This is a genomic window from Paraburkholderia saeva (genome assembly GCF_907164555.1).
Taxonomy (GTDB): domain Bacteria; phylum Pseudomonadota; class Gammaproteobacteria; order Burkholderiales; family Burkholderiaceae; genus Paraburkholderia; species Paraburkholderia saeva.
This window is the reverse complement of sequence record NZ_CAJQZC010000002.1, coordinates 453609-478175: the sequence shown is the minus strand read 5'-3', so window position 1 is coordinate 478175 and position 24567 is coordinate 453609. Positions and strand designations below refer to the sequence as shown.

Here is a 24567-nt window from a genome sequence, read left to right as displayed (position 1 = left end):
ACGGATGTGGCGCAACGGCAACGCTTTATCTAGATAAGCATACCGAAATAAATATCGAGACAAGAGAAAAGTCTTTGTCATCAACATCGAGGACCGCCATATCGCGCGGTTTTTGAATAATTCAAAAAATGTTTTGTGCGTTTGGCAGTGGCCTCGTTAAAACCCAGCCCCCAGACTTTGGCATGCAGATGGAGCCGGTAACGGCCCAGGCAGGGCGCGCGCACCAACGCTGCTCAGGCCTGTAGTTGCGCTCAGTTGCGCTGCGAAATCAATCGAGTCAGTCGACTCAGTATCAAGGGGCTTTACATGAAAAAAACTCTGGTTCTCGCGGCTGTGTCCGCAACTTTCGCCACCGCCGCCAGCGCGCAGAGCAGCGTCACGCTGTACGGCGTGATCGACGCAGGCTTCACATACGTCCAGAATGAACGCACGAGCGCGTCCGATCTGGACGCACACGGCCCCGCGTACCGCATGACAAGCGGCAACGTACAGGGCAGCCGTTGGGGCCTGCGCGGTGCAGAAGATCTCGGCGGCGGCATGAAGGCTGTCTTCACCCTCGAAAGCGGCTTCGACGTCATGAACGGCCACAACGATGTGAACAACAAGCTGTTCAACCGTCAGGCGTTCGTGGGTCTGTCGAGCGATTACGGCACGCTGACGATGGGTCGCCAGTATGACTCCGTGGTCGACTACCTCGGGCCGCTGACGGCGACGGGCAGCTGGGGCGGCACGTACTTCGCACACCCGGGCGACAACGACAATGCGAACAACTCGGTTCGCATGAACAACTCGGTCAAGTATCAGAGCGCCAACTACGCGGGTCTGTCGTTTAGCGGCCTGTATGCGTTCTCGAACCAGGCTGACGGCTTCGCCGACAACCGCGCGTACAGCGTGGGCGCCGGCTACCAGGCGGGCGGCCTGAAACTGGGCGCAGCCTACCTGCAGATTCAAGGCTCGAACCTGAACACCAGCGGCGCCGTGCAGGATGGCCCGATCGCGGGCAATGCGGTGGCCAGCCAGACGCAGCGCACGTGGGGCGTGGGTGGCAGCTACGAGTTCGGCGCGGCGTCGGTCGGTGCTGTGTATACGCAAAGCCGTTACCAGTTCGCGTATGGCGACGGTTCGATCCGCTTCAACAACTACGAAGTCAACGCACGCTACAACCTGACGCCGGCGCTGGCGCTGGGTGCGGCCTACACGTACACGCAGGCCGTCGAGTCGACGCTCAACGCAGCGAACACGTCCAGCCACTGGAACCAGTTCGGCCTGCAGGCAGACTACGCGTTGTCGAAGCGCACGGACATCTACGCAGAAGGCGTGGTGTCGGCAGGTGGCAACGGCGCATTGATCCCGACGCAGGTCTTCGGTACGAACGCGCCTTCGAGCTCGCGTAATCAGGTCGTGGTCTCGACCGGTCTGCGTCACCGGTTCTAAGCCGCGTCCGGCGGGCCTTCCGGCCGCGCCTGATTGCAGCGCACGTAGTGAAAAAAAGCACCGCTCGCGGTGCTTTTTTTCGTTTTGGGCCGACGAAGCCTGGCCGACAACGAGTCTGGCCGATTTGCACTAGTATGTGATGCGACCGGTGCGATCGATTGGTTTGAGCCCGGCGCTACAAGTCGAGGAGAACAGGATGAACACGTTTCGCAGGCTGAGTCTGGCTGTCGCGTTGTGGACATTGGCGTCGGGGGCGGCGCTCGCGGACACCGTCGAGTTGAAGGCCAATCTGCAACCCTCCAGCGAAGTACCGCCGCGTGTGAGTCATGGTCACGGCGATTTGACTGCGACATTCGATACGTCGACGAAAACGCTGCAGTGGACGATCACATACGGTGATCTTTCCGGTCCGGCGACGATGGCGCATTTTCACGGCCCCGCACCGGTCGGACAGAACGCAAAGGTTCAGGTGCCTATCGACAAGGGTGCGCTCGTCAATCCGATCAAGGGATCGGCAACGCTGACCGAGCAGCAGGTGACGGACCTGATGAGTGGGCAGTGGTATTTCAACATCCATACGGCACAGAATCCGACGGGCGAGATCCGCGGGCAGGTGCTGCCGGCGAACTAGCCGTTCATTTTTGCGCAGTCCGGTGGGCGGCGCGTGGGCTGCCTTCGAAACTGGAGCGGGTCCCGGCTTCCGAAGCCGTAATCGCACGTACCATGGCAGCTCACCTTCCGAGGAGATCGACCCGATGAGCTGGCAAAGCGCGCTCGCGTGCTGGTTTCTGCGCAGGCAGTTTCGTCCCCAGACCTTGAAGCCGGATATCAACGTAGGGCGCGCCCGCGCACTCACGGCAAAACGTGTCTGGGTACCGAGTGTGCCGCGCGGCTGGGTCCTGCGTGAGCAGTATCGACCTGACGACGCGCCTCTGCGCGGCGAATGGCTCGAACCCTCACGGACGGGCGGGGCCGTGACCGATGTCGCGCCGCAACGCACGATCCTTTATTTGCACGGCGGCGGATATTACTTTTGTTCTCCGCAATCGCACCGTTCGCTCGTTTTCGAACTGGCGAAACGTGCCGGTGCGCGGACGTTTTCACTCGATTACCGTCTCGCGCCCGAGCATCGGTTTCCCGCCGCGCTCGAGGATGCCGTCGCGGCCTGGCGGCGCCTGCTCGCCGATGGGACGCCGGCCGGATCGATCGTGATCGCAGGCGATTCCGCGGGCGGTGGTCTTGCGCTCGCGACGCTTGTCGCGCTTCGCGACGCCGGCGACCCGATGCCGGCCGGCGCGGTGCTGTTTTCGCCGTGGACCGACCTCGCCGCGACGGGCGATACGATCCGCAGCAACGACGGCCGCGACCCAATGTTCAGCGGTCCCGCCATCGTGCGCGCGGCACAGGTCTATCTCGGCGACGCAGCGCCGACGCATCCCTACGCTTCGCCGCTGTACGCAGACCTGCGTGGGTTGCCGCCACTCTTCATGCAGGCGGGCGAAACAGAAGTGCTGCTCGACGACACGCGCCGGGTTGCCGCAAAGGCACGCGAAGCCGGGGTTCAGGTCGAATGCGAAATCTGGCCGAAGATGCCGCACGTCTGGCACATCTTCGCGCCGTTCATCCCGGAAGCGGGCGCGGCGCTCGATAGGGCAGCCGCGTTCGTCAACCAGGTGACGTCGGTGCGCGCGGCTCAGTCGTCGAGCGAGACGTCGATCGTCTGATACAAGGCCTCGACGAGCGCCTGTCCGTACTGACGTTCCAGCCGGCGCACGGTGAAATGACCGTGCGCGACCTGCTGGAAATGGTCGATGAAAACCGTGTTGACCATGGCACCCAGCACCGCGCCGATCGCGGGAATCGACTTCGCAGCAATCTGCTCGCTGACCTGCACGGAAAACCGCGAAGCGATCGTGTTGAGAAGCCGCAGGAGTGCCGCCGAGCCGTGCGAGGTCATGCCTTTCGCGGCGATTTCCGACGTTGCCTTCGATACGGACTGCGCCAGCGCGCCGCGCACGATGAAATAGCCGAGGTCGGCGTCATCGTCGGCTTTCGATGTGCCGCCCATCCCAAGCGCTGTCAGGCACTGCAGCTGCGTGTCGATGTCCGACAGATCCTCACCTTCGCTGCGCGCGATGTCGCAGATCGAACGGAACATCAGCGTGGTCGTGACCGGCAGTTCGACCGGTAGCGCAAAGAGCCCAAACGCGCCGCCCGCGGCGCCGGTCGTCGCCACGGCGAATTTGTGCAGCAGATTGCCCGGTTTGTCGGGCGCGGCGAATGGACCGGCGGCGACCGGCCGCCTGAGCGTTTTCAACGCGATCTGCAGGCACTTGCGCAGCGCGGCCTGCGTCGCGTCCGCCACTTTCTCACTGGCGATGCCCGGCATGCGCGCAATCAGCTTCTCCAGCGGCGCGCCGACGATACTCGCCAGCTTCATCGCGAGCCCCGGGCTTTCGAGTTCGTGTTTCGCGCGGCGCAGCGCTTTCAGATCCTCGGTCGACAGTTCCAGTGCGGCGCGGGGAATAGATTCCATGAGTCTCCCTGTCGACCAGAGTTGACGCTTTAGCGGCTTACTCTGGTCCCATGCAAATTATTGCGGTCGACCAGAGTGGGTGCAAAGCACTTACTCTGGCCCCATGCAAGTCATTGCGGTGTGGGCTGGCCTGTTCGGGTCAGCAAGGCGTTTCCGGACGACAAAGCCGCCCGTTCAGCCAGTTTAGAACCCGCTGTCGTGCTATGATTCAATATTCGTTGATCCGTCAACAGTTGCGCAATCAAAAATGGCTGTCCACACCGCTGCACACCACTCGAGCGGGCAAGTCCTGCCGTTCCGGGAATCGCTGATGGCGATGCTCGGCGTCTCGTTTGTCACCATGCTGGTCGCACTCGACCAGACCGTCGTCGGCACCGCGTTGCCTACCATCGTCGCGGAACTCAAGGGGTTTGAACTTTACGCGTGGGTCGCCACGTCGTATCTGCTCACGTCCGTGATCACCGTGCCGATCTTCGGGCGCCTTGGCGATTATTACGGGCGCAAGCCGTTTGTGATCGCGTCGATCATCGTGTTCACGGGCGCTTCCGTGCTGTGCGGCATGGCGAATTCCATGCTGTTTCTGGTCATCGCGCGTGGCTTGCAGGGCGTCGGTGGCGGCATGCTCGTCGGCACCGCTTTCGCATGTATCGCCGATCTGTTCCCCGATTCCGTCGTGCGGCTGCGCTGGCAGGTGCTGATGAGCTCTGCGTTCGGTATTGCGAACGCCGTCGGGCCTTCGCTGGGCGGCTTTCTCACGCAGTACTACGGCTGGCGATCGGTGTTCTACGTTAATCTGCCGGTCGGCCTCGTATCGCTGTTTTTTGTGTGGCGTTTCCTGCCGCATTTGCGCCACGTGGTGCATGAGACGAAGATGCGGCTCGACTGGCCAGGCGCGTTGCTGATCGCCGTGGCGCTTGGCTGTCTGCAGCTGTTCGTCGAACTGCTGCCGAAGCACGGTATCAGCGGCGCCGCGCCGCTTCTGCTGGCCATCAGCCTCGTGTCGGGATGGGCGCTATGGAAGTGGGAAAAGCGCTTCCCGCAGCCGATTCTTCCGCTCGACATGTTCCGCAACCGCAGCCTCGCCGCGCTGTTCACGCTTTCCGTGCTGGGCGGCTTCACGATGTTTTCGCTACTGTTCTATGCGCCGCTGCTGTTCCAGGGTGGCTTCGGGCTTTCGCCGAAGGAAGCGGGGATTGTCATCACGCCGCTCGTCGTATTCATCACGATCGGCAGCATTGCAAACGGCCGCCTTGTGTCGCGGATGCGCAATCCGAATCTGATGCTGTACGCAGGCTTTACGCTGCTGGCCGTCGCGTGCCTTGGCGTGGTGGTCGCGACGCGCAGCATGCCTCACTCGATCCTGATGACGTTCATGATCATCGGCGGCCTGGGTCTCGGTTTTGTGATGCCGAACCTGACGATCTTCGCGCAGCAGACGGCCGGCCGCGAGCACCTTGGTATCGCGACGGCGCTGCTGCAATCGCTGCGGATGATTGGGGGGATGATCGGCACGGCGCTGACCGGCACGCTCGTGAGCCATATGTACGCGAACGGCGTGCGCGACGCGCTGGAGAACGACAACGCAACGAAGTGGTTCGAAGATCTAGGCGATCCGCAGATCCTGATCAACCACGACGCGCAGGCGACGCTGCTGGGCCAGTTGACTCACGCCGGTCACAACGGCGCGCTGTTGCTCGAATCGGCGCGCGAATCGCTTGTTTCGGCAATCCACATCGGCCTCGCGGTGGCGGCGGCAATCGCCGTCGTTTCAGTGTGGCAGAGCCGCCGCGTGCCGCCCATCAAGCTTGTCCGTCATGTCGAGCCGGTGATTCACGCCGACTGACGCCCAGACTGCTGCCTTATCGATAAATCATGGAAGAACAGGATCGCATCGCCATCGTCCAGCAGTTCGGACGCACCTATCGGACGTTCATGTCCGCGTTCGAGGCGCACGTCGGCCATCCGATGCCGCGCTGGCGCATTCTGCTGGCGCTGCACAGCCAGGCGGGCGAATCCTCGCAGAAGCGGCTGGTCGAGCATCTGCAGGTCGATCCCGGCGCACTGACGCGGCAACTGAAGACGCTCGAAGGCATGGGCTGGATCGTGCGCAGCATGGATACGCGCGATAACCGCGTAACCAACGTGAGGCTGACCGCCGTAGGTCGCGCGGCAATCGAAGCCAGCATGCCGCGCCGTAATACTTTTCTTCACGAGACGATGGCAACGCTGCCGGACGAAGCGCTCGCCGCGCTTTCCGGCGCGCTGACGATGCTGGAAACGCGCCTCGGCGAAGTCGCCGCGACGTTGCCGGCCGAGCCTGTCTGACGCTGCGGCGTGCGACTGACTAAAAGTAAGAACGCCGACGAATGTCGGCGTTTTTACGTGTACGACGCGTGAAGCGCGAGACTCGAACCGGGAATCAGAAGAACGTCTCGATCACTTCGGTCACGCGATACGACGGATCGACGACCAGCAGCTGGCGCCACTTGTCGAACGTCAGGCACGGGTGCGAGATGTCGAACGCGATCATGTCGCCCACCTTGATGTCCGCGTTCATCGGAATGCGCAGGTATGCGTGCTGGTCCATCAGGCCGAAGATTTCCCACTTCTCGTCTTTCGCGATCGTGCGCGGCGCTTCGGTGCCCGGGCGATAGTGCTTTGCGGGTTCGGGCATGCCGGCATCGAACGCGGAATCGCGCTTGCCGAGACCGATGATCGCGCGATCCGGTTCCGGAATCGACTGCACGTACGCCCACAGTTGCAGCGCCGGCAGCAGACCTTCGCCCATTTTTTTCGCCACCGGATTGCGCGCGAAGATATCGTTCTGTGCCTTCTTGTAGATGCCGACGTCGTGCGTCAGATAGCAGCCGGGACGCAGCACGATTTCAATCTGCCCTTCGGCCGATGCCTTGGCGAATTCTTCCGCGACCACGTCGTACCACGCGGAACCCGCGCCCGACAGGATCGCCGGCAAGCGCGCGAAGCGGCCTTCGCTTGAGAGCGTGCGCGTGATTTCAACCGCGCTGCGCAGGAAATCGCGAACCTGACCTTCTTCCTGCAACACGCCTTCGTAAAGCTCGACGCCCGCGAGCTTCAGCGAATCCGGATAGCGCGCGATCGCTTCGAGCACGGCGTTGCGCTGGCCGGGGCTGCGCACGCCGGTGCGTCCGCCCGGCACGCCCAGTTCGAGCAGCACATTTAACTGTTTGCGTACCGAGCCGAAGAACTTGCCGAGTTGCTCGACGCCATCGGCCGAATCGACGATGCAGAAGAATTCGAATTCCGGATCGCTCAGCAACTCCGCGATCATCATCATGTTGCGGCGGCCGACCAGCTGGTTGGCCATCAGCACGCGCTGCACGCCACCGTGGTACGCCGCGCGCACCTGATGCGCGGTGGCCAGCGTGATACCCCACGCGCCCGTTTCCAGCTGGCGACGGAAGAGTTGCGGCGCCATCGTCGTCTTGCCGTGAGGCGCGAGTTTGACGCCGTATTCCGCGACGAAATCCTGCATCCACTTCAGGTTGTGCGCGATCCGGTCCGCATAGAGCACGGCGGCCGGCAGGCTGACGTCCTCGTCCAGCAGATTCCACTCAAGGCGCGCGGCATCCGTCAGCTGGATGCTGGTGCCCGGAACCATGCCCAAGCCCTTGCTATAAGGATCAATCGTTGCGCCCTGATAGTTTGTAACTTTCATGTACTCCTGCTCCATCGTCCAGTTTAATTGATACAAAGTTGACAGCGAGATCTTAACGAAAGTAGCATGGTTGTCGAAATGTTATTTAGTACCATGCCGGTTTCGTATGCGACAGGCGTGCTATGTCGAACGATACCCCTTGCCGCGTTGCGTTCCCACCGTTTTCCATGAATTCGACTGCCGAGCCGCTCACATTCGACATTGTCGCTCGCATTGCCGAACGCGCGCCTGAATTGCGCTCGGCCGAACGCAAGGTCGCCGGGCTGATTCTCGACGACCTGACGGGCGCCTCGCGCGCGAGCATCGGTGCGCTGGCGCAGCAGGCGGGCGTCAGTATCGCGACCGTGACGCGTTTTGCGAAGGCCGTGGGTTGCCGCGACGTGCGTGAACTGAAACTGCGGCTCGCGCAGGCCGCCGCCGTCGGGCAGCGTTTCCTGCAGACGAATGCAGCGGCGGATGCACCCGAGCTGCTCGCCACGCGCATCTTCGACGAACTTCAGACCGCGCTGGCTCACAACCACCAACTGCTTTGCCAGGCTCCGCTTGCGGACGCCGCGGCCGTGCTGCGCGAGGCGCGGATGATCTACGTGTTCGGCATGGGCGGCGGCTCGACCGCGCTCGCCGACGAGATGCGTTTCCGGCTGGTGCGGCTGGGAAGGCCGGTCGCGACGTACCAGGATGGATTGCTGCAGCGCATGGTGGCGAGCACCGTCTCGCGCGATTGCGTCGTGATTGCGCTGTCGACCACCGGGCGCGTGCCGGAGATGGTCGAGAACTGCCGGATCGCGCGCGATTACGGCGCGACCGTGATTGCGTTGACCGCGCCTGCGTCGCCGTTGGCGAAACTGGCTGACTGGGTGATCCCGATCGTCGCGTTTGAGACAGACTTCATCTACAAACCATCATCATCGCGTTACGCGATGATGATGGCGCTGGACGTGCTCGTCACGGAGCTTGCCGTCAGTCTTGGCGACGAGAGTCGCGAATTGCTGCGTCGCATGAAACACGCGCTCGACGCCCATCGCGGCGGCGGCGAACGACAACCGCTAGGAGATTGATCCATGCATTCGCATCCCGAAGCCGCCGATACGCTGATTGTCGGCGCACAGCTTTACGACGGTACGGGCGCGCCGCCGGTCGAGCGTGACGTCGCGGTGCGCGACGGCAGGATTGTCGCGATCGGCAATCTGTCGAACTGGCTCGCCGAAGACGTGGTCGAGGCGAACGGGCGTGCGCTCGCGCCTGGCTTCATCGACGTCCATACGCACGATGACACGCACGTGATCCGCTCGCCGCAGATGCTGCCGAAGATCACGCAGGGCGTGACGACGGTGATTGTCGGCAACTGCGGAATCAGCGCGTCGCCGGTTGCGTTGAAGGGCGATCCGCCCGATCCGATGAACCTGCTCGGCGAGCGCGACGCGTTCAACTATCCGACGTTTGCCGCGTACGTCGAAGCCGTGAACGCGGCGCGTCCTGCGGTGAATGTTGGCGCGCTGATCGGCCATACGGCGCTGCGCAACAACCAGATGGACCGGCTGGACCGCGCCGCGACCGCGCAGGAAATCGAAGGCATGGTCACGCAGCTCGAAGAGGCGCTGTCGAACGGCGCGCTGGGTCTGAGCAGCGGCCTTGCATATGGATCGGCGTTTTCCGCGCCGACGGAAGAAGTGATGGCGCTGGCCGAGCCGCTTGCCGCGGCGGGCGCGTTGTACACGACGCACATGCGCACCGAGTTCGACGCGATTCTCGATGCGATGGACGAGGCGTACAAGGTCGGGCGTCATGCGCGCGTGCCGGTGATCATTTCGCATCTGAAGTGCGCGGGGCCGTCGAACTGGGGGCGCAGCACCGAGGTGCTTGATTCGCTGGAGGGCGCGCGCCGCCTGCACCCGATCGGCTGCGACTGCTATCCGTACAACCGCAGTTCGTCGACGCTCGATGTGAAGCAGGTGACGGGCGACATCGATATCACGATCACGTGGTCGGAGCCGCATCCCGAGATGGCGGGCAAGCTTGTGAAGGACATTGCCGCCGAGTGGGGCGTGACGCAGCAGGAGGCGGGCAAGCGTCTGCAGCCGGCGGGCGCGGTGTATCACAACATGTCCGAGGACGACGTGCGGCGCATCCTGTCGCATCCCGCGACGATGGTCGGCTCGGATGGTTTGCCGAACGACCCGCTACCGCATCCGCGGTTGTGGGGCGCGTTTCCGCGTGTGCTTGGGCACTACGCACGGGACACGGGTCTGATTCCGCTCGAAGAGGCCGTGCGCAAGATGACGGGTTTGTCCGCGCGACGGTTTGGCCTGGCGCAACGGGGCGAAGTGCACATTGGGTACCACGCGGATCTGGTGCTGTTTGATCCGGTGCGGGTGCGCGACGCGGCGACGTTCGAGAAGCCGCAGCAGGCTGCCGATGGTATCGACGCGGTGTGGGTGAATGGTGTGTTGACTTACCGCGATGGCGCGGTTACCGGCGAGCGGGCAGGGCATTTTGTGGCGCGCGGCGCGGCGTCGAAGAGTGATGCCGCGGGTGGGTTCTGATTTCTGGTTTTTGTGCGTTGTTCTTTAACTTTTACGGCGTGGCTGATTCGTTTGGCGTCGCCGGTTTTTGATCAAGGAGTGATGTGATGAAGCGTTATGGCGTGGAAGGTGGAAAGGGCACCGGTGGGCAGCATATGCCTTTTGCTCGCGCAGTCGAGGCAGATGGCTGGCTGTTCGTATCCGGTCAGACGCCGATGGAGAATGGCGAGGTGATCAACGGTGGCATCGTCGAGCAGTCGCACAAGGCGATTCAGAACGTGTTTGCCATTCTCAAGGAAGCGGGTTACGGCGCTGAGCACGTCGTGCGGTGTGGTGTGTGGCTTGATGATCCGCGGGATTTTGCTTCGTTCAACAAGGTGTTTCGTGAGTATTTTGGTGAGAATCCGCCAGCGCGGGCATGCGTTGTGTCCAGCATGGTGATCGATTGCCGGGTTGAAGTGGATTGTGTCGCTTATAAGGCGCCTGGCGGCTAGGTTTTTTGTTTTGGCCTGGCGCTGATTCTTTTGGCCTTTCCTTGAATTCATGTCGGTCTATTAGTGTTGCCCCTGTGCGGGGCGGCACCTACTTTTCTTTGTCTTGCCAAAGAAAAGTAGGCAAAAGAAAGGCGCTTCGATAACTCACCATTTCCCGGTGTGTCAATGCCGGGGAATGGCAACCCGCGAGGTGTCGCCCCCGCGCGTGAAGCCGTATGGGTCCGCGCACGATCTGATCTCCCGCACAGCACCGCCCGTGACACAGGGCTCATTCATCCCACTCCGCACTGCGTGCGTCGCGGCGCGATTCTTAACGTGGGGGCGGATTTGACATCGCCGCGCGATCAAAGCGTGAGGTCGCCCGCAAACTAAACGCGACCGGGGTAAGTGAAGGATCGAGAAGGGTTATGCCGGTCGGCGACGCGCGTAGCGCGGAGTCGGGTGGATGACCGCTTTGTCACGAGGGACGAATGCGCGCGGGACGAAATCGCGTGGGGACCAATACGTGATGACCTTTTGGGGCGACACTTCTTGGGTTGCCATTCCCCGAAAGCGACACACCGGGAAAAGACGAGTTTTCAAAGCGCCTTTCTTTTGCCTACTTTTCTTTGGCAAGACAAAGAAAAGTAGGTGCCGCCCCGCACAGGGGCGACGCTAATAGACCGACATGACTTCAAGGAAAGGCCAAAGCAAAGAAACAGCTTCAGCACAAAAAAAACCGAAACGCCGCCCCGCCAGGGGGCCAAAAACCTCACTGCCGCGCAGTCCGCAAATTATCCGGCATAGGCAAATTAAAGTTAGTCCGGAACGGATTGATATCAAGCCCACCGCGCCGCGTATAGCGCGCATAAACCGCGAGCTTCACAGGCCGGCAGGCCCTCAGTACATCGACGAAAATCCGCTCGACGCATTGCTCATGAAACCCGGTGTGGTTCCGGTAAGAAATGATGTAGCGCAATAATCCCGCTTGATCGATCTGCGGACCGACATAATGAATCTGAATACTGCCCCAGTCCGGCTGCCCCGTCACAGGGCAATTCGACTTCAGCAGGTTCGAGAACAGCGTCTCCTCGACAGGCGCTTCATTCAGCGCAGCGGTCAGAAACGAAGGCTCCGGATGGTACACGGACGTATCCAGATCCAGCCGGTCCAGCGACAATCCCTCGAACTCCTCCAGCGCAAGCTTGCCAAACTCGGCCGGCGGCGCGAGGTGCAACGAAACCGATGCGCCGCTCGCGGCGGACACGTCCCGCTTGATCGTCTCGCGCACGACATCGATCGACTCGAATGCCGTGTGCGCGAACGAGCCCAGGTAGAGCTTGAACGACTTCGACTCGACGATATTCGGCGAATCCGCCGGAACGAAGAACGTCGCCACCGCGATCTGCGGTTTGCCTCGCGGGTTCAACCACGAAAGCTCGTACGCATTCCAGATGTCCGTGCCGAAGAACGGCAGTTGCGCGCCAATGCCGATCGCCTCGCGCGCCGCACTGCGCGCAATCGGAAAGAGCAGCGATGCGTCGTACTGTTCCGTGTAGGAAGAAGGTTTGCCAAGCGGCGATTGTTCAGGTGTCATGATGCGTTCACGATGCCACTCACGACGTGCCCGGTCGCTGTAACCACGCGGGCCGATTCGCAATGGCGAATTTGGTCGTCGAAGAAAAAGTCCGGTTCGAACTCGCGCAGGAATTCACCCTTGTCGAGCCCGCCGAGGAACATCGCTTCGTCGATTTCGATGTTCCATTGCATCAGCGTCCGGATCGCACGCTCGTGCGCGGGTGCTGAGCGCGCCGTCACCAGCGCCGTACGAATACGCATCGGCGCGCTCTGCACCGGCGCAGCCTCGTCAGCCAGTTTCTGCAAACGATGCAGCGCGCCCAGCAGCGGCTTCAACGGCCCATCCGCAAGCGGCAGATCCTTCTTGTCGGTCTCGTGACCGACGAACGCGCCCAGACCATCTTTCTGGAACACGCGCTCCGCTTCGTCGGAAAACAGTACAGCGTCGCCGTCGAACGCAATGCGAATCTCGTCCGGATGCCTGCTTGCCATTTTCGCCGATTCCGGCAGCACGCGTGCTGCCGGAAAACCGGCGGCCAGGGCGTCGCGCACGTCGTCCTGATTCGCCGACAGAAACAGCGACGCGTTGAGCGGTTTCAGATAGCTGAACGGCGGCCGCCCGCGCTTGAACACACCGCGCTCGATCGCAAGACCATGCTCGCGACACGAGCTGAACGCGCGCAACCCGCTGATCGGATCGCTGCGCGACAGGATCACCACCTCGACCCGATGCGCGCCCGCGTTCAGCGCCAGCAACTTGCGAATCAGCGGAAACGCGACGCCCGGCCGCGCCGGTACGTTCAGACGTTCGCGCTGCAACGCCTCGTAGGCCTGCAGGTCGCCGGCTTCGTACACGCGGTTCTCTTCCTCGAAGTCGAACAGCGCGCGTGATGAAATCGCCACCACCAGCTTGTCTTCGAGCGAAAAAGCCATATGCGTCGATGCCTGGTGCCGTCAGGAAAGAAACAGCCGGTAAACCGGATTCGCGCTTTCTTCCCAATACGGATAACCGAGCGAACCAAGGAAGCGCGCGAATTCGCCGTCCTCCGCGGCCGGCACCTGGATGCCGACGAGGATCGAGCTGTAATCGGCGCCCTGATTCCGGTAGTGAAAGAGGCTGATGTTCCAGTTCGGCGCCATTGAAGAAAGGAACTTCATCAGCGCACCCGGGCGCTCCGGAAACTCGAAGCGGAAGAGCCGTTCGTCGTGAGCAAGCGGCGAGCGCCCACCCACCATGTAGCGGATGTGCTGCTTCGAGAGTTCGTCGTGCGTCAGGTCGACGGTGGCGAAATCGTGGTCCTCGAACGACGCGGCGATTTCGGCCGATTCGCCGCGGTTTTTGATCTGCACGCCGACGAAGATATGCGCCGAACTCGCATCCGCAATCCGGTAGTTGAACTCGGTGACGCTGCGTGTGCCCACCAGTTCGCAAAAACGCTTGAAGCTGCCGCGTTCCTCGGGGATCGTCACCGCGAATACGGCCTCGCGCGCTTCGCCCACCTCGGCGCGCTCCGCCACGAAGCGCATGCGGTCGAAATTCATGTTGGCGCCGGACGTGATCGCAACCAGCGTCTGCCCCTCGATGCCTTCGCGCTCCGCGTACTGCTTCGCGCCCGCCACGGCGAGCGCGCCTGCCGGTTCCAGCACGCTGCGCGTGTCCTGGAAGACATCCTTGATGGCGGCGCACAGTGCGTCGGTATTCACGACCAGCACGTCGTCGAGATACTCGCTGCACAAGCGGAACGTTTCTTCGCCCACCAGTTTCACCGCCGTGCCGTCGGAGAAGAGCCCGACCTCGTTCAGCGTGACACGCTCTTTCGCCTTCAGCGATTCGGCCATTGCGCAGGAATCTTCGGTTTGCACGCCAATCACCCTGATCTCCGGGCGCACCGCCTTGACGTATGCCGCGACGCCCGCCGCGAGGCCGCCGCCGCCGATCGGCACGAAGATCGCGTGAACCGGACCCTGGTGCTGACGCAGAATTTCCATCGCGACCGTGCCCTGGCCGGCGATCACGTACGGATCGTCGAACGGATGAACGAACGTAAGCCCGCGTTCTTCCTGGAGCTTCGTGGCGTGTCCGTACGCGTCGCTATACGATTCGCCGAACTGCACGACTTCGACCGTCGGGCCGCCATGGGCGCGCACCGCGTCGACCTTCACCTGAGGCGTCGTGACCGGCACCACGATGATCGCCTTCACGCCCAGCCGCGCTGCCGAGAGCGCCACGCCCTGTGCGTGATTGCCCGCCGACGCCGTAATGACGCCACGTTCCAGCGCGTCGGCCGGCAGGTTCACCATCTTGTTGTAGGCGCCGCGCAGCTTGAACGAGAAAACCGGCTGATTGTCCTCGCGCTTCAGATAAATCGGGTTGTGCAGCCGTGCCGACAGATTCGGCGCACGTTCGAGCTCAGTCTCGCGGGCCACGTCGTAGACGCGCGCGGTCAGGGTTTTCTTCAGATAGTCGTGGGAAGCCATGCGGGTGGCGCGCAACGCGCTTTGCGGGACAGGAAAGGGCTAATGATAGCGCCAACCGCCGTCCGGCTCCCCCTGGGTTCGCGAGCGTCGGCCTTCTGGCCAGGGCGCAGGTCACGTCGCGCAACCTCGGCGAGCGCGTCATCCGCGCTGCATCGCCTGTTGGGGCTGCCCCGCCGCTCAGTGTTCGCTGTCCGACCGGCGGCGGCGCCGGCGCGGTCGCGTTTGTGTACGAAATGGATCGTCCATGAGGATGACAACGGCGCGAAATGCCCGTTGAAGCCTCGTCCCGCCTCCGGCGCGCGCACTGATCATGCGTTAGAATCCCATTTTGGAACAAGGATCGGAAGATGCACTGGCAGCCCCGGATCGACCATTTGATGCCCGCACCGCGTGAGTCCCGTCCCGCGGCGCAGCGGCACGTCCGGCATGCACGATCGTGTAGCTGCTAGCGCCGTGAGGCCGACGATGTGATTCGCCGTCGTACGGGCCTCGCCCAACAGAAAGATTTCCAGAATTGCGCCCCACGCGCACTGTCAGCCGGCCTCTTCGTCTGAAGCGGGCGTCGCTGACCCACCGAGTCGTCCGAATATGAACGCACCTCAAGTTTTCGATCCGCACGGCGCCGCCGCCGCGGTAGCCGTCGACCTCGAACCGCGCCTGCGCGAAATCCCCTATAACTACACGTCGTTTTCCGATCGCGAAATTGTCATCCGGCTGCTCGGTGACGAAGCCTGGGCCGCACTTGCCGAACTGCGGGCCGAACGCCGCACCGGTCGCTCGGCGCGGATGCTGTATGAAGTGCTCGGCGACATCTGGGTCGTGCGCCGCAACCCGTATCTGCAGGACGACCTGCTTGACAATCCGAAGCGCCGCGCGCTCCTGATCGAAGCGCTGAACCATCGTCTGACTGAAATCGAGAAGCGTCGCAAAGCCGACCTGATCGAGCACGGCGACGAAGCCGGCGTCGATCGCGCCGCGCGCGTCGAAACGCTGGTCGCCGCCGCGCGCCGCGCCGTCGCCGATTTCGCAAGCGAGTTCGAGAAGACCGCCGACCTGCGCAAGCGCGCGACCAAAGTGCTGGGCCGCCAGACGCAGAAGGACAACATCCGCTTCGACGGCCTGTCGCGCGTCTCGCACGTCACCGATGCAACCGACTGGCGCGTGGAATACCCGTTCGTCGTCTTGACACCGGACAGCGAAGCCGAAATCGCCGGCCTCATCAAGGCGTGCTTCGAACTCGGCCTGACCGTGATTCCGCGCGGAGGCGGCACGGGCTACACGGGCGGCGCGGTGCCGCTCACGCCGTTCTCGGCCGTCATCAACACTGAAAAGCTCGAAGAACTCGGCGCGGTCGAGATGACCGAACTGCCGGGGGTGGACCGGCGCATCGCGACGATCTTCTCGGGCGCGGGCGTCGTCACGCGTCGCGTGACCGAAGCCGCCGAACAGGCCGGTTTCGTGTTCGCGGTCGATCCGACGTCGCTCGACGCATCGTGCATCGGCGGCAACGTCGCGATGAACGCGGGCGGCAAGAAGGCGGTGTTGTGGGGCACGGCGCTCGACAACCTCGCCTGGTGGCGCATGGTCGACCCGGAAGGCAACTGGCTCGAAGTCACGCGTCTGGACCACAACATGGGCAAGATCCACGATATCGAAGTCGCGCGTTTCGAGCTGAAGTGGTTCGACGGTGAGTACGCACCGGGCGAAAAGCTGCTGCGCACGGAGTCGCTCGATATCGAAGGCCGGCGTTTTCGCAAGGAAGGGCTCGGCAAGGACGTTACCGACAAATTCCTCGCGGGTCTGCCGGGCATCCAGAAGGAAGGTTGTGATGGTCTGATCACGTCGGCGCGCTGGGTGCTTCACAAGATGCCCGCGAATACGCGCACCGTCTGCCTCGAATTTTTCGGCCAGGCGCGCGAGGCGATTCCGAGCATCGTCGAAATCAAGGATTACCTGTTCGAGACATCGAAGAAGGGCGGCGCGATTCTCGCGGGCCTCGAGCACCTCGACGAGCGCTATCTGCGCGCGGTCGGTTACGCGACGAAGAGCAAGCGCAACGCGTTTCCGAAGATGGTGCTGATCGGCGACATCGTCGGCGACGATGCCGATGCGGTCGCGCATGCCACGTCGGAAGTCGTGCGGATGGCGAACGGCAAGAGCGGCGAAGGCTTCGTTGCCGTGAGCGCCGAGGCGCGCAAGCGCTTCTGGCTCGACCGCAGCCGCACGGCCGCGATCGCGAAGCACACGAACGCGTTCAAGATCAACGAAGACGTCGTGATTCCGCTCAACCGCATGGGCGAGTACACGGACGGCATCGAGCGCATCAACATCGAACTGTCGATCAAGAACAAGCTGCAGTTGATCGACGCGCTCGAAGCGTTCTTCAAGGCCGGGAAGCTGCCGCTCGGCAAGAGCGACGACGCGAACGAAATCCCGAGCGCCGAACTGCTCGAAGACCGCGTGCAGCAGGCGCTGGATCTGCTCAAGCGCGTGCGCGTGCGCTGGGAGTTCCTGCGCGACAAGCTCGACCTGTCGCTGCGCGAGGCGCAGCACTACATGGTGCAGCTTGGCTACGAAGCGCTCGCGGAGAAATTCGCTGACCGCGTCGACGCACAACCGGATGCCACGGTTTTCCACGTTACGCAGGACCGCACGGTGCGCGTGTCATGGAAGGCGGAGATCCGCGCGGAACTGCGCCAGATCTTCGCGGGCGGCGAGTTCAAGCCGATCCTCGACGAAGCGCAGGCCATCCACAAGCAGGTGCTGCGCGGCCGCGTGTTCGTCGCGCTCCACATGCACGCGGGCGACGGCAACGTTCACACGAATATTCCGGTCAATTCCGATAACTACGAGATGCTGCAGGACGCCCACACGGCGGTCGCGCGCATCATGAAACTCGCACGTTCGCTCGATGGCGTGATTTCCGGCGAGCACGGTATCGGCATCACGAAGCTCGAATTTCTGACGGAAGAGGAAATCGGCGAATTCCGCGCATACAAGCAGCGCGTCGATCCGCATGGCCGCTTCAACGCGGGCAAGCTGCTCGCAGGCGCCGATCTGCGCAATGCGTACACGCCGAGCTTTGGCCTGATGGGCTATGAATCGCTGATCATGCAGCAATCCGACATCGGAGCGATCGCCGATTCGGTGAAAGACTGCCTGCGCTGCGGCAAGTGCAAACCGGTGTGCGCGACGCACGTGCCACGCGCGAACCTGCTGTACAGCCCGCGCAACAAGATTCTCGCTACGTCCCTGCTGGTCGAGGCGTTCCTGTACGAGGAGCAGACGCGTCGCGGCGTGTCGATCAAGCACTGGGACGAGTTCAACGATGTCGCCGATCACTGCACGGTCTGTCACAAGTGCGTGACGCCGTGTCCGGTGAAGATCGACTTCGGCGACGTGACGATGAACATGCGCAACCTGCTGCGCAAGATGGGCAAGAAGAAATTCAATCCGGGCAACGCGGCCGGCATGTTCTTCCTCAACGCCACCAATCCGCAGACCATCAATCTCGCGCGGACCGCGATGATGGGCATCGGTTACAAGGCGCAGCGCCTCGGCAACGACGTGCTGAAAAAGTTTGCGAAAAAGCAGACGGCGCGTCCGCCGGCGACCGTCGGCAAGCCGCCGGTCGTCGAGCAGGTGATCCACTTCATGAACAAGAAGATGCCGGGCAATCTGCCGAAGAAAACGGCCCGCGCGCTGCTCGACATCGAAGACAACAAGATCGTCCCGATCATCCGCAACCCGAAGACGACCACGGCCGATTCGGAAGCGGTGTTCTACTTCCCGGGCTGCGGCTCGGAGCGCCTCTTCTCGCAGGTCGGTCTCGCGACGCAGGCGATGCTGTGGGAAGCCGGCGTGCAGACGGTCCTTCCGCCGGGCTACCTGTGCTGCGGTTATCCGCAGCGCGGCTCGGGCCAGTACGACAAGGCCGAGAAAATCGTGACGGACAACCGCGTGCTGTTCCATCGCGTCGCGAACACGCTCAATTACCTCGACATCAAGACGGTCGTGGTGTCGTGCGGCACGTGTTACGACCAGCTCGCGGGCTACGAATTCGAGAAGATCTTCCCGGGCTGCCGGATCATCGACATTCACGAATTCCTGCTCGAAAAGGGCATGAAGCTCGAAGGCGTCAGCGGCACGCGTTACATGTATCACGACCCATGCCATACGCCGATCAAGACGATGGACCCGGTGAAGCTTGTCAATGAACTGATGGGCGCCGAGCACGACGGCTACAGGATTGAAAAGAACGACCGGTGCTGCGGCGAATCGGGCACGCTCGCCGTGACGCGTCCGGATATCTCGACGCAGGTCCGCTTCCGCAAGGAAGAAGAGATGCGCAAGGGCGCCGCGAAGCTGCGTGCGATTCCGGTAGTCGGCGAGGCGGGCGCGAACGCGGTCAATCCGGCGAACGCCTCCGCGGGTGCGGCGGGCGCGGTCGAAGGATCAGTGCTGAAGGCCGCTAACGGCCCGCAACCGAACGGCAAGTCGAACGGCGCGCCGGACATCAAGATTCTGACGAGCTGCCCGTCATGCCTGCAGGGCCTGTCCCGCTATAACGAAGACTCGGGCACGGAAGCAGACTACATCGTTGTCGAAATGGCGCGTCACGTGCTGGGCGAAGACTGGATGGCCGACTACGTCCAACGCGCGAACAATGGCGGAATCGAGCGCGTGCTGGTCTAATGACACGGCTGACATATCCGTTCGGGGAAGATGATGGATTGTGTATTTTGCCGTGAGGAAGGCGGCGATGTGCTGTGGCAGAACGATACGCTGCGTGTCGTTCTCGCCGACGAACACGATTACCCGGGTTTTTGCCGGGTGATCTGGAACGCGCATATCGCCGAGTTTTCAGATCTGTCTGAAGAAGAGCGCGACCGCGTGATGCGCGCCGTCTATGCGGTCGAGCGCGCGATGCGCCGGGTGATGCAACCCGTGAAGGTGAATCTCGCGAGTCTTGGCAACCAGGTGCCGCACGTGCACTGGCATGTGATTCCGCGCTTTTCCAACGACGCGCATTTTCCGCTGCCGATCTGGGCGCCACGCCAGCGGACGGTGTCGGAGGCGCTGCTGTCGCAGCGCCGCGCGCAGGCCACGCTGCTGCGCGAAGCGGTGCGCAACGAAATCGAACAAGCTCTCGCCTGAGGTCACCATGAGCGGACTGACTCCTGACACGCCGGTTCCGACCGGCGTCGTCGTTCACGCGAAATCGCGTGTGCTCGAACTCCAGTACGGCGATGGCAACAGTTACCGCGTACCGTTCGAACTCTTGCGCGTGTTTTCGCCGTCGGCAGAAGTGCGCGGCCACGGTCCAGGCCAGGAAACGCTGCAAACCGGCAAGCGCGACGTGTCGATCGTATCGATCGAAGGCGTCGGCAATTACGCATTGCAGCCGACGTTTTCCGACGGCCATTCGACGGGCCTCTATTCATGGGACCTGCTGTACGACATCGCGGTCCGCCAGGACGAACTGTGGCGCGAGTACTTCGACCGGCTCGAAGCGGCGGGCGTCGACCGCGACGCGCCGATGGCCGCAGCGGGGGCTGCCCACGGGCACGGACATTGCCACTGATTGGGTCGTCCGCTGGTACGATGCGGCCTGCGCGCCGGATAGTGCGGCGCAACATTCCAGAATACGCGAAAGGACAAGCGCGATGAACAAAACCCACTTCGGCTTTCAGACAGTCGACGAACAGGAAAAAGCGAAGAAGGTGGCGGGGGTGTTCCACTCCGTCGCCAGTAACTACGACCTGATGAACGATCTGATGTCGGGCGGGCTCCATCGCGCGTGGAAGATGTTCACGATCGCCCAGGCGGCTGTGCGGCCGGGCTTCAAGGTACTGGATATCGCAGGCGGCACGGGCGACCTTTCGAAGGCGTTCGCGAAGCAGGCGGGCCCGACGGGCGAAGTCTGGCATACCGACATCAACGAATCGATGCTGCGCGTGGGCCGCGACCGTCTGCTCGACAAGGGCGTCATCACGCCGGCGCTCTTGTGCGACGCCGAGAAAATTCCCTTTCCGGACAACTACTTCGACGTGGTCACGGTTGCGTTCGGATTGCGCAACATGACGCACAAGGACGTGGCGCTGGCAGAAATGCGCCGCGTGCTGAAGCCGGCCGGGCGGCTGCTTGTGCTGGAGTTCTCGAAGGTCTGGGATCCGCTGAAAAAAGCCTACGATGTCTATTCGTTCAAGGTCCTGCCGTGGCTTGGCGACCGCTTCGCCAAAGACGCTGAGAGCTATCGATACCTCGCCGAATCGATCCGCATGCATCCGGATCAGGAAACTTTAAAAACAATGATGGAACAAGCAGGCCTCGATGCCGTCAAATATTACAATTTGTCAGCTGGTGTGGTAGCTTTACACGTAGGGACGAAGTACTAGCGTCCTAACTCATTGTTTTTTAAGGAATGTGAAAAATGTCTGATTCCGTTGTGTTAGCTTCCCGTAAGAAATCGGGTTCCTGGGCGAGGCGAATCGGACTGCTGGCGATGGTCGGTCTGATCATGGCTGGAACCCTCGCATCGCTCGACGCCGAGGCGCGTCGCATGGGCGGCGGTCGCAGCTTCGGCCGCCAGTCGAATACCACCCAGCAGTCCACTACGCCGCCGCCGGCGCAGCCCGCGCAACCCATGCAGCAATCGGCGCAGGGCGCCCAGGCCCAGCGCGCGCAGCCGGCACCTGCCGCTACGCCGGCGCCGGGCCGCTCGCGCTGGCTTGGCCCGATCGCGGGTCTCGCCGCCGGCCTCGGTATCGCGGCACTGCTGTCACACTTTGGCCTCGGCGAGGCGTTTGCCGGCGCAATGGCGAACTTCATCATCATCGCGTTGATTGCGATGGTGGCTGTCTGGCTGATCCGCAAGTTCATGGGACGCAGGCGTAACGCCGGCACGCCAGCGTACGCGGGCAGCGCCGGTTCGCCGACGCTGAACGCCAGCGGAACGGGTTATTCGGCGCAGGAGCCGGTCTATACGGCGCCTCCTTCGAACCCGTATGCCGCGCCGCTCGGTAGCGCATCGGATGCATCGGCGGTTGGCGCCGCGCCTTCGGTGCCCGCGAACTTCGACACGGAAGCGTTTCTGCGCAACGCCAAGGTGTACTTCGTGCGACTGCAGGCTGCATGGGACGTCGGCAACATGGAAGACATCCGCGAATTCACGACGCCGGAAATGTTCGCTGAGGTGAAGGTGGATCTTTCGTCGCGCGGCGCGGATGTCAACCAGACGGACGTAGTGCAGCTGAATGCGGACCTGCTGGGCGTCGAGGACCGTGGCGCCGAGTACCTGGCAAGCGTGCGCTTCTCGGGTCTGATCCGCGAGACGGCCGGCGCTGCAGCTGAGCCGTTCGTGGAAATCTGGAACCTGTCGAAGTCGACGCGCGCGGACGAAGGCTGGCTGCTCGCGGGCATCCAGCAGGTCGCGCAGCACTGACCCTGAAGGCCGGGCACGCTATCGAAGCACCCGGTCGTGCATTCATCCGGCCGTCTGACTGGCCGTTCGGCATAGACAGTCCGCAAGCCAACGGACGTTACAATAGGAACCCGCGCTGGCAGATCGCCGGCGCGGGTTTTTTCTTTCCACTCCCGATGACCCTCGCCGCCAAGCCCTTCGCTGCTGCCGTCAACCATCTGCTCGCCCGCGAATCGTGGGCACGCGAGCGCCTCGCCCCCTACGCCGGCAAGACCGCCCGGCTCACCTGTTCACCTGTCACGCTGATACTGCTCGTCGGGCCGGACGGCTATCTGTCCGCGGTCGACGAAATCGAGACGCAACAGTTCGACGTCGTCGTGTCGGTGCCATCGGACGCATTGCCGGCCTTCGTACAGGGTGGTCAGGCTGCGGTCATGAAGCACGTGAAGATCGAGGGCGACGCCGAATTCGCCACGGTGATCGCGAAGCTCGCCGAGCATCTGCGCTGGGAGCCGGAAGAAGACCTGGCGAAGCTGATCGGCGACGGTCCGGCCGTGCGCATCGCGACGCTGGCGCGTACGGCGCATGACCAGGCACTGCGCACAGGTCGCAATCTGCTCGATTCGGTCGCGGAATATCTGCTCGACGAAAAGCCGCAACTGGTGCGGCGCGCGGCGCTGGACGACTTCAACGCCGAACTCGCCCGTGCGCGCGATGCGCTGGCGCGCGTCGAAAAGCGCGTCGAACGTCTTGAACACAAGGTTGAAGCCCGTGACGCCGATGCGTCGGGCGGAGCCGCCACTTCGCGCGGCACGCGCTAGTCACCGGGCTCAACGATGCGTTTTCTGCGCTTTCTAAAAATATTCTTTACCGTCATCCGTTTCGGTCTCGACGAGATGATGTTGAGCCGCGTCAACGACCGGCGCGTGCGTCTGCTGCTCCGTATCACCACGATCGGCCGCAAGTTCGACCAGCCGCCGGGCGTGCGTCTTCGTCTTGCGCTCGAAAGTCTCGGGCCGATCTTCGTGAAGTTCGGTCAGGTGCTCTCCACGCGGCGCGATCTGCTGCCCGTCGACATCGCCAACGAACTTGCGAAGCTGCAGGACCAGGTGCCACCGTTCGATTCGGATGTCGCGATCGCAATCGTCGAGAAATCGCTGGGTGCGCCCGTCGGCGTGCTGTTCGACGATTTCGAACGGGTGCCGGTGGCGAGCGCGTCGATCGCGCAGGTTCACTTCGCGAAAGTGAAGGCCGGTCAGCACGCGGGCAAGCCCGTCGCGGTCAAGGTGCTGCGGCCGAACATGTTGCCGGTGATCGACTCGGACCTCGCGCTGATGCGCGATCTTGCCGTGTGGGCCGAGCGTCTTTGGGCAGACGGCAAACGCCTGAAGCCGCGCGAGGTCGTCGGCGAATTCGACAAATATCTGCACGACGAACTCGACCTGATGCGCGAGGCCGCGAACGGCAGCCAGCTGCGCCGCAATTTTGCCGGGCTCGACCTGCTGCTCGTGCCGGAGATGTACTGGGAGTTCTGCACGCCCAATGTACTGGTGATGGAGCGCATGGTCGGCGTGCCGATCAGTCAGGTGGAAACGCTGCGCGCGGCGGGCGTCGATATTCCGAAGCTGGCGCGCGAAGGCGTCGAGATTTTCTTCACGCAGGTGTTCCGCGACGGTTTCTTTCACGCCGATATGCACCCGGGCAACATTCAGGTGAGCCTCGACCCGAAGCATTTCGGGCGTTATATCGCGCTTGATTTCGGCATCATCGGCGCGCTGTCGGACTTCGACAAAAACTATCTCGCGCAGAATTTCCTCGCGTTCTTCAAGCGCGACTATCACCGCGTCGCAACGCTGCATCTGGAGTCCGGATGGGTGCCGAAAACGACGCGCGTCGAAGAACTGGAAAGCGCGATTCGCGCGGTGTGCGAGCCTTACTTCGATCGCGCGCTGAAGGATATTTCGCTCGGTCAGGTGTTGCTGCGTCTGTTTTCCACGTCGCGGCGCTTCAACGTTGAGATCCAGCCGCAACTCGTGCTGCTGCAGAAGACGATGCTGAACGTCGAGGGTCTCGGTCGCTCGCTCGATCCCGAACTCGATCTGTGGAAGACCGCGAAGCCGTACCTCGAACGCTGGATGAACGAGCAGATCGGGCTGTCCGGCTGGTACGAGCGCCTCAAGATCGAAGCGCCGCAGTGGAGCAAGACGTTGCCGCAACTGCCGCGCCTGATCCATCACGCGCTGGCTGCACGCCATGACGCGCAGCACGGCCAGCCGAACGACGACGTCATGCGTCTGATCCTGCTGGAACAGAAGCGGACTAACCGGCTGTTGCAAGGGCTCCTGATGTTTGGCATTGCCGCGGGCGTGGGCGCGGTGATCGCACGCGTCTGGCTCGCCATGGTGTATGGCGGCTGATCACGGCCT

20 protein-coding genes are annotated in these 24567 nt (G+C 62.7%); 15 read left to right on the top strand and 5 right to left on the bottom strand.

All coding sequences use genetic code 11. From position 1 onward, the window contains the following. The first annotated feature begins 306 nt into the window (after positions 1-306). The 3 genes from LPA36_RS06360 to LPA36_RS06350 all read left to right on the top strand — a co-directional run bounded on the left by LPA36_RS06360 (position 307) and on the right by LPA36_RS06350 (position 3158). Positions 307-1434: a porin gene (locus tag LPA36_RS06360; protein ID WP_228875288.1), complete on the top strand. Its 1128-nt coding sequence runs from the start codon at positions 307-309 to the stop codon at positions 1432-1434. Between the two features lie 196 nt (positions 1435-1630). Further along, positions 1631-2065: a CHRD domain-containing protein gene (locus LPA36_RS06355; RefSeq protein WP_228875287.1), complete on the top strand. Its 435-nt coding sequence runs from the start codon at positions 1631-1633 to the stop codon at positions 2063-2065. A 124-nt stretch (positions 2066-2189) separates the two neighbouring features. Then, the gene (locus LPA36_RS06350) at positions 2190-3158 is read left to right on the top strand and encodes an alpha/beta hydrolase (protein WP_228875286.1); all 969 of its coding nucleotides are present in this window, start codon (positions 2190-2192) and stop codon (positions 3156-3158) included. Here the strand turns inward: LPA36_RS06350 and LPA36_RS06345 are convergent. Continuing rightward, positions 3128-3970, bottom strand: coding sequence for an EcsC family protein (locus LPA36_RS06345; RefSeq protein ID WP_228875285.1), 843 nt, complete (start codon positions 3968-3970; stop codon positions 3128-3130). The two genes, LPA36_RS06350 and LPA36_RS06345, sit on opposite strands and share 31 nt — an antisense overlap. A gap of 247 nt (positions 3971-4217) precedes the next feature. Here LPA36_RS06345 and LPA36_RS06340 point away from each other — a divergent pair, with 247 nt between their 5' ends. Both LPA36_RS06340 and LPA36_RS06335 read left to right on the top strand, forming a co-directional pair. After that, positions 4218-5813, top strand: a complete 1596-nt coding sequence (locus LPA36_RS06340) for an MDR family MFS transporter (protein ID WP_228875284.1) — start codon at positions 4218-4220, stop codon at positions 5811-5813. Positions 5814-5842: 29 nt separating this feature from the next. After that, the gene (locus LPA36_RS06335) at positions 5843-6295 is read left to right on the top strand and encodes a MarR family winged helix-turn-helix transcriptional regulator (protein ID WP_228875283.1); all 453 of its coding nucleotides are present in this window, start codon (positions 5843-5845) and stop codon (positions 6293-6295) included. Positions 6296-6389: 94 nt separating this feature from the next. On the opposite strand, the gene LPA36_RS06330 is transcribed toward LPA36_RS06335, so the two are convergent. Beyond that, entirely contained in the window at positions 6390-7667 is a 1278-nt protein-coding gene (locus LPA36_RS06330) for an amino acid deaminase (protein ID WP_228875282.1), read from the bottom strand. A gap of 167 nt (positions 7668-7834) precedes the next feature. Here LPA36_RS06330 and LPA36_RS06325 point away from each other — a divergent pair, with 167 nt between their 5' ends. The 3 genes from LPA36_RS06325 (at position 7835) to LPA36_RS06315 (ending at position 10683) form a co-directional block, all read left to right on the top strand. Beyond that, positions 7835-8725, top strand: a complete 891-nt coding sequence (locus LPA36_RS06325; protein WP_228875281.1) for a MurR/RpiR family transcriptional regulator — start codon at positions 7835-7837, stop codon at positions 8723-8725. A gap of 3 nt (positions 8726-8728) precedes the next feature. After that, complete coding sequence (locus LPA36_RS06320; protein ID WP_228875280.1) at positions 8729-10210, top strand: N-acyl-D-amino-acid deacylase family protein; 1482 nt, start codon at positions 8729-8731, stop codon at positions 10208-10210. 86 nt (positions 10211-10296) lie between these two features. Next, positions 10297-10683: a RidA family protein gene (locus LPA36_RS06315; protein WP_090527857.1), complete on the top strand. Its 387-nt coding sequence runs from the start codon at positions 10297-10299 to the stop codon at positions 10681-10683. 751 nt (positions 10684-11434) lie between these two features. Here the strand turns inward: LPA36_RS06315 and queF are convergent. Genes queF through ilvA form a run of 3 tightly spaced genes read right to left on the bottom strand, consistent with a single transcriptional unit; the run spans position 11435 to position 14718 of the window. Continuing rightward, entirely contained in the window at positions 11435-12259 is an 825-nt protein-coding gene (gene queF / locus LPA36_RS06310; protein ID WP_228875279.1) for an NADPH-dependent 7-cyano-7-deazaguanine reductase QueF, read from the bottom strand. After that, complete coding sequence (locus LPA36_RS06305; protein WP_228875278.1) at positions 12256-13173, bottom strand: 5'-nucleotidase; 918 nt, start codon at positions 13171-13173, stop codon at positions 12256-12258. The genes queF and LPA36_RS06305 overlap by 4 nt, the downstream gene beginning before the upstream one ends. A gap of 21 nt (positions 13174-13194) precedes the next feature. After that, positions 13195-14718, bottom strand: a complete 1524-nt coding sequence (gene ilvA / locus LPA36_RS06300; RefSeq protein ID WP_228875277.1) for a threonine ammonia-lyase, biosynthetic — start codon at positions 14716-14718, stop codon at positions 13195-13197. Between the two features lie 588 nt (positions 14719-15306). On the opposite strand from ilvA, the gene LPA36_RS06295 reads away from it, so the two are divergent. From LPA36_RS06295 to ubiB, 7 genes are all read left to right on the top strand, one after another. Next, complete coding sequence (locus LPA36_RS06295) at positions 15307-19413, top strand: DUF3683 domain-containing protein (protein ID WP_228875276.1); 4107 nt, start codon at positions 15307-15309, stop codon at positions 19411-19413. 33 nt (positions 19414-19446) lie between these two features. After that, entirely contained in the window at positions 19447-19875 is a 429-nt protein-coding gene (locus tag LPA36_RS06290) for an HIT family protein (RefSeq protein ID WP_228875630.1), read from the top strand. Positions 19876-19882: 7 nt separating this feature from the next. Next, the gene (locus LPA36_RS06285; protein ID WP_228875275.1) at positions 19883-20302 is read left to right on the top strand and encodes a gamma-butyrobetaine hydroxylase-like domain-containing protein; all 420 of its coding nucleotides are present in this window, start codon (positions 19883-19885) and stop codon (positions 20300-20302) included. 82 nt (positions 20303-20384) lie between these two features. Then, positions 20385-21116 (top strand): bifunctional demethylmenaquinone methyltransferase/2-methoxy-6-polyprenyl-1,4-benzoquinol methylase UbiE, encoded by a 732-nt coding sequence (gene ubiE, locus LPA36_RS06280; RefSeq protein WP_228875274.1) that lies wholly within the window; start codon positions 20385-20387, stop codon positions 21114-21116. A 35-nt stretch (positions 21117-21151) separates the two neighbouring features. Beyond that, the gene (locus LPA36_RS06275; protein WP_228875273.1) at positions 21152-22162 is read left to right on the top strand and encodes a Tim44 domain-containing protein; all 1011 of its coding nucleotides are present in this window, start codon (positions 21152-21154) and stop codon (positions 22160-22162) included. A gap of 155 nt (positions 22163-22317) precedes the next feature. Further along, complete coding sequence (locus tag LPA36_RS06270) at positions 22318-22962, top strand: ubiquinone biosynthesis accessory factor UbiJ (RefSeq protein ID WP_228875272.1); 645 nt, start codon at positions 22318-22320, stop codon at positions 22960-22962. A 15-nt stretch (positions 22963-22977) separates the two neighbouring features. Next, positions 22978-24558, top strand: coding sequence for a ubiquinone biosynthesis regulatory protein kinase UbiB (gene ubiB / locus LPA36_RS06265; RefSeq protein WP_228875271.1), 1581 nt, complete (start codon positions 22978-22980; stop codon positions 24556-24558). The last annotated feature ends 9 nt before the right edge of the window (positions 24559-24567 follow it).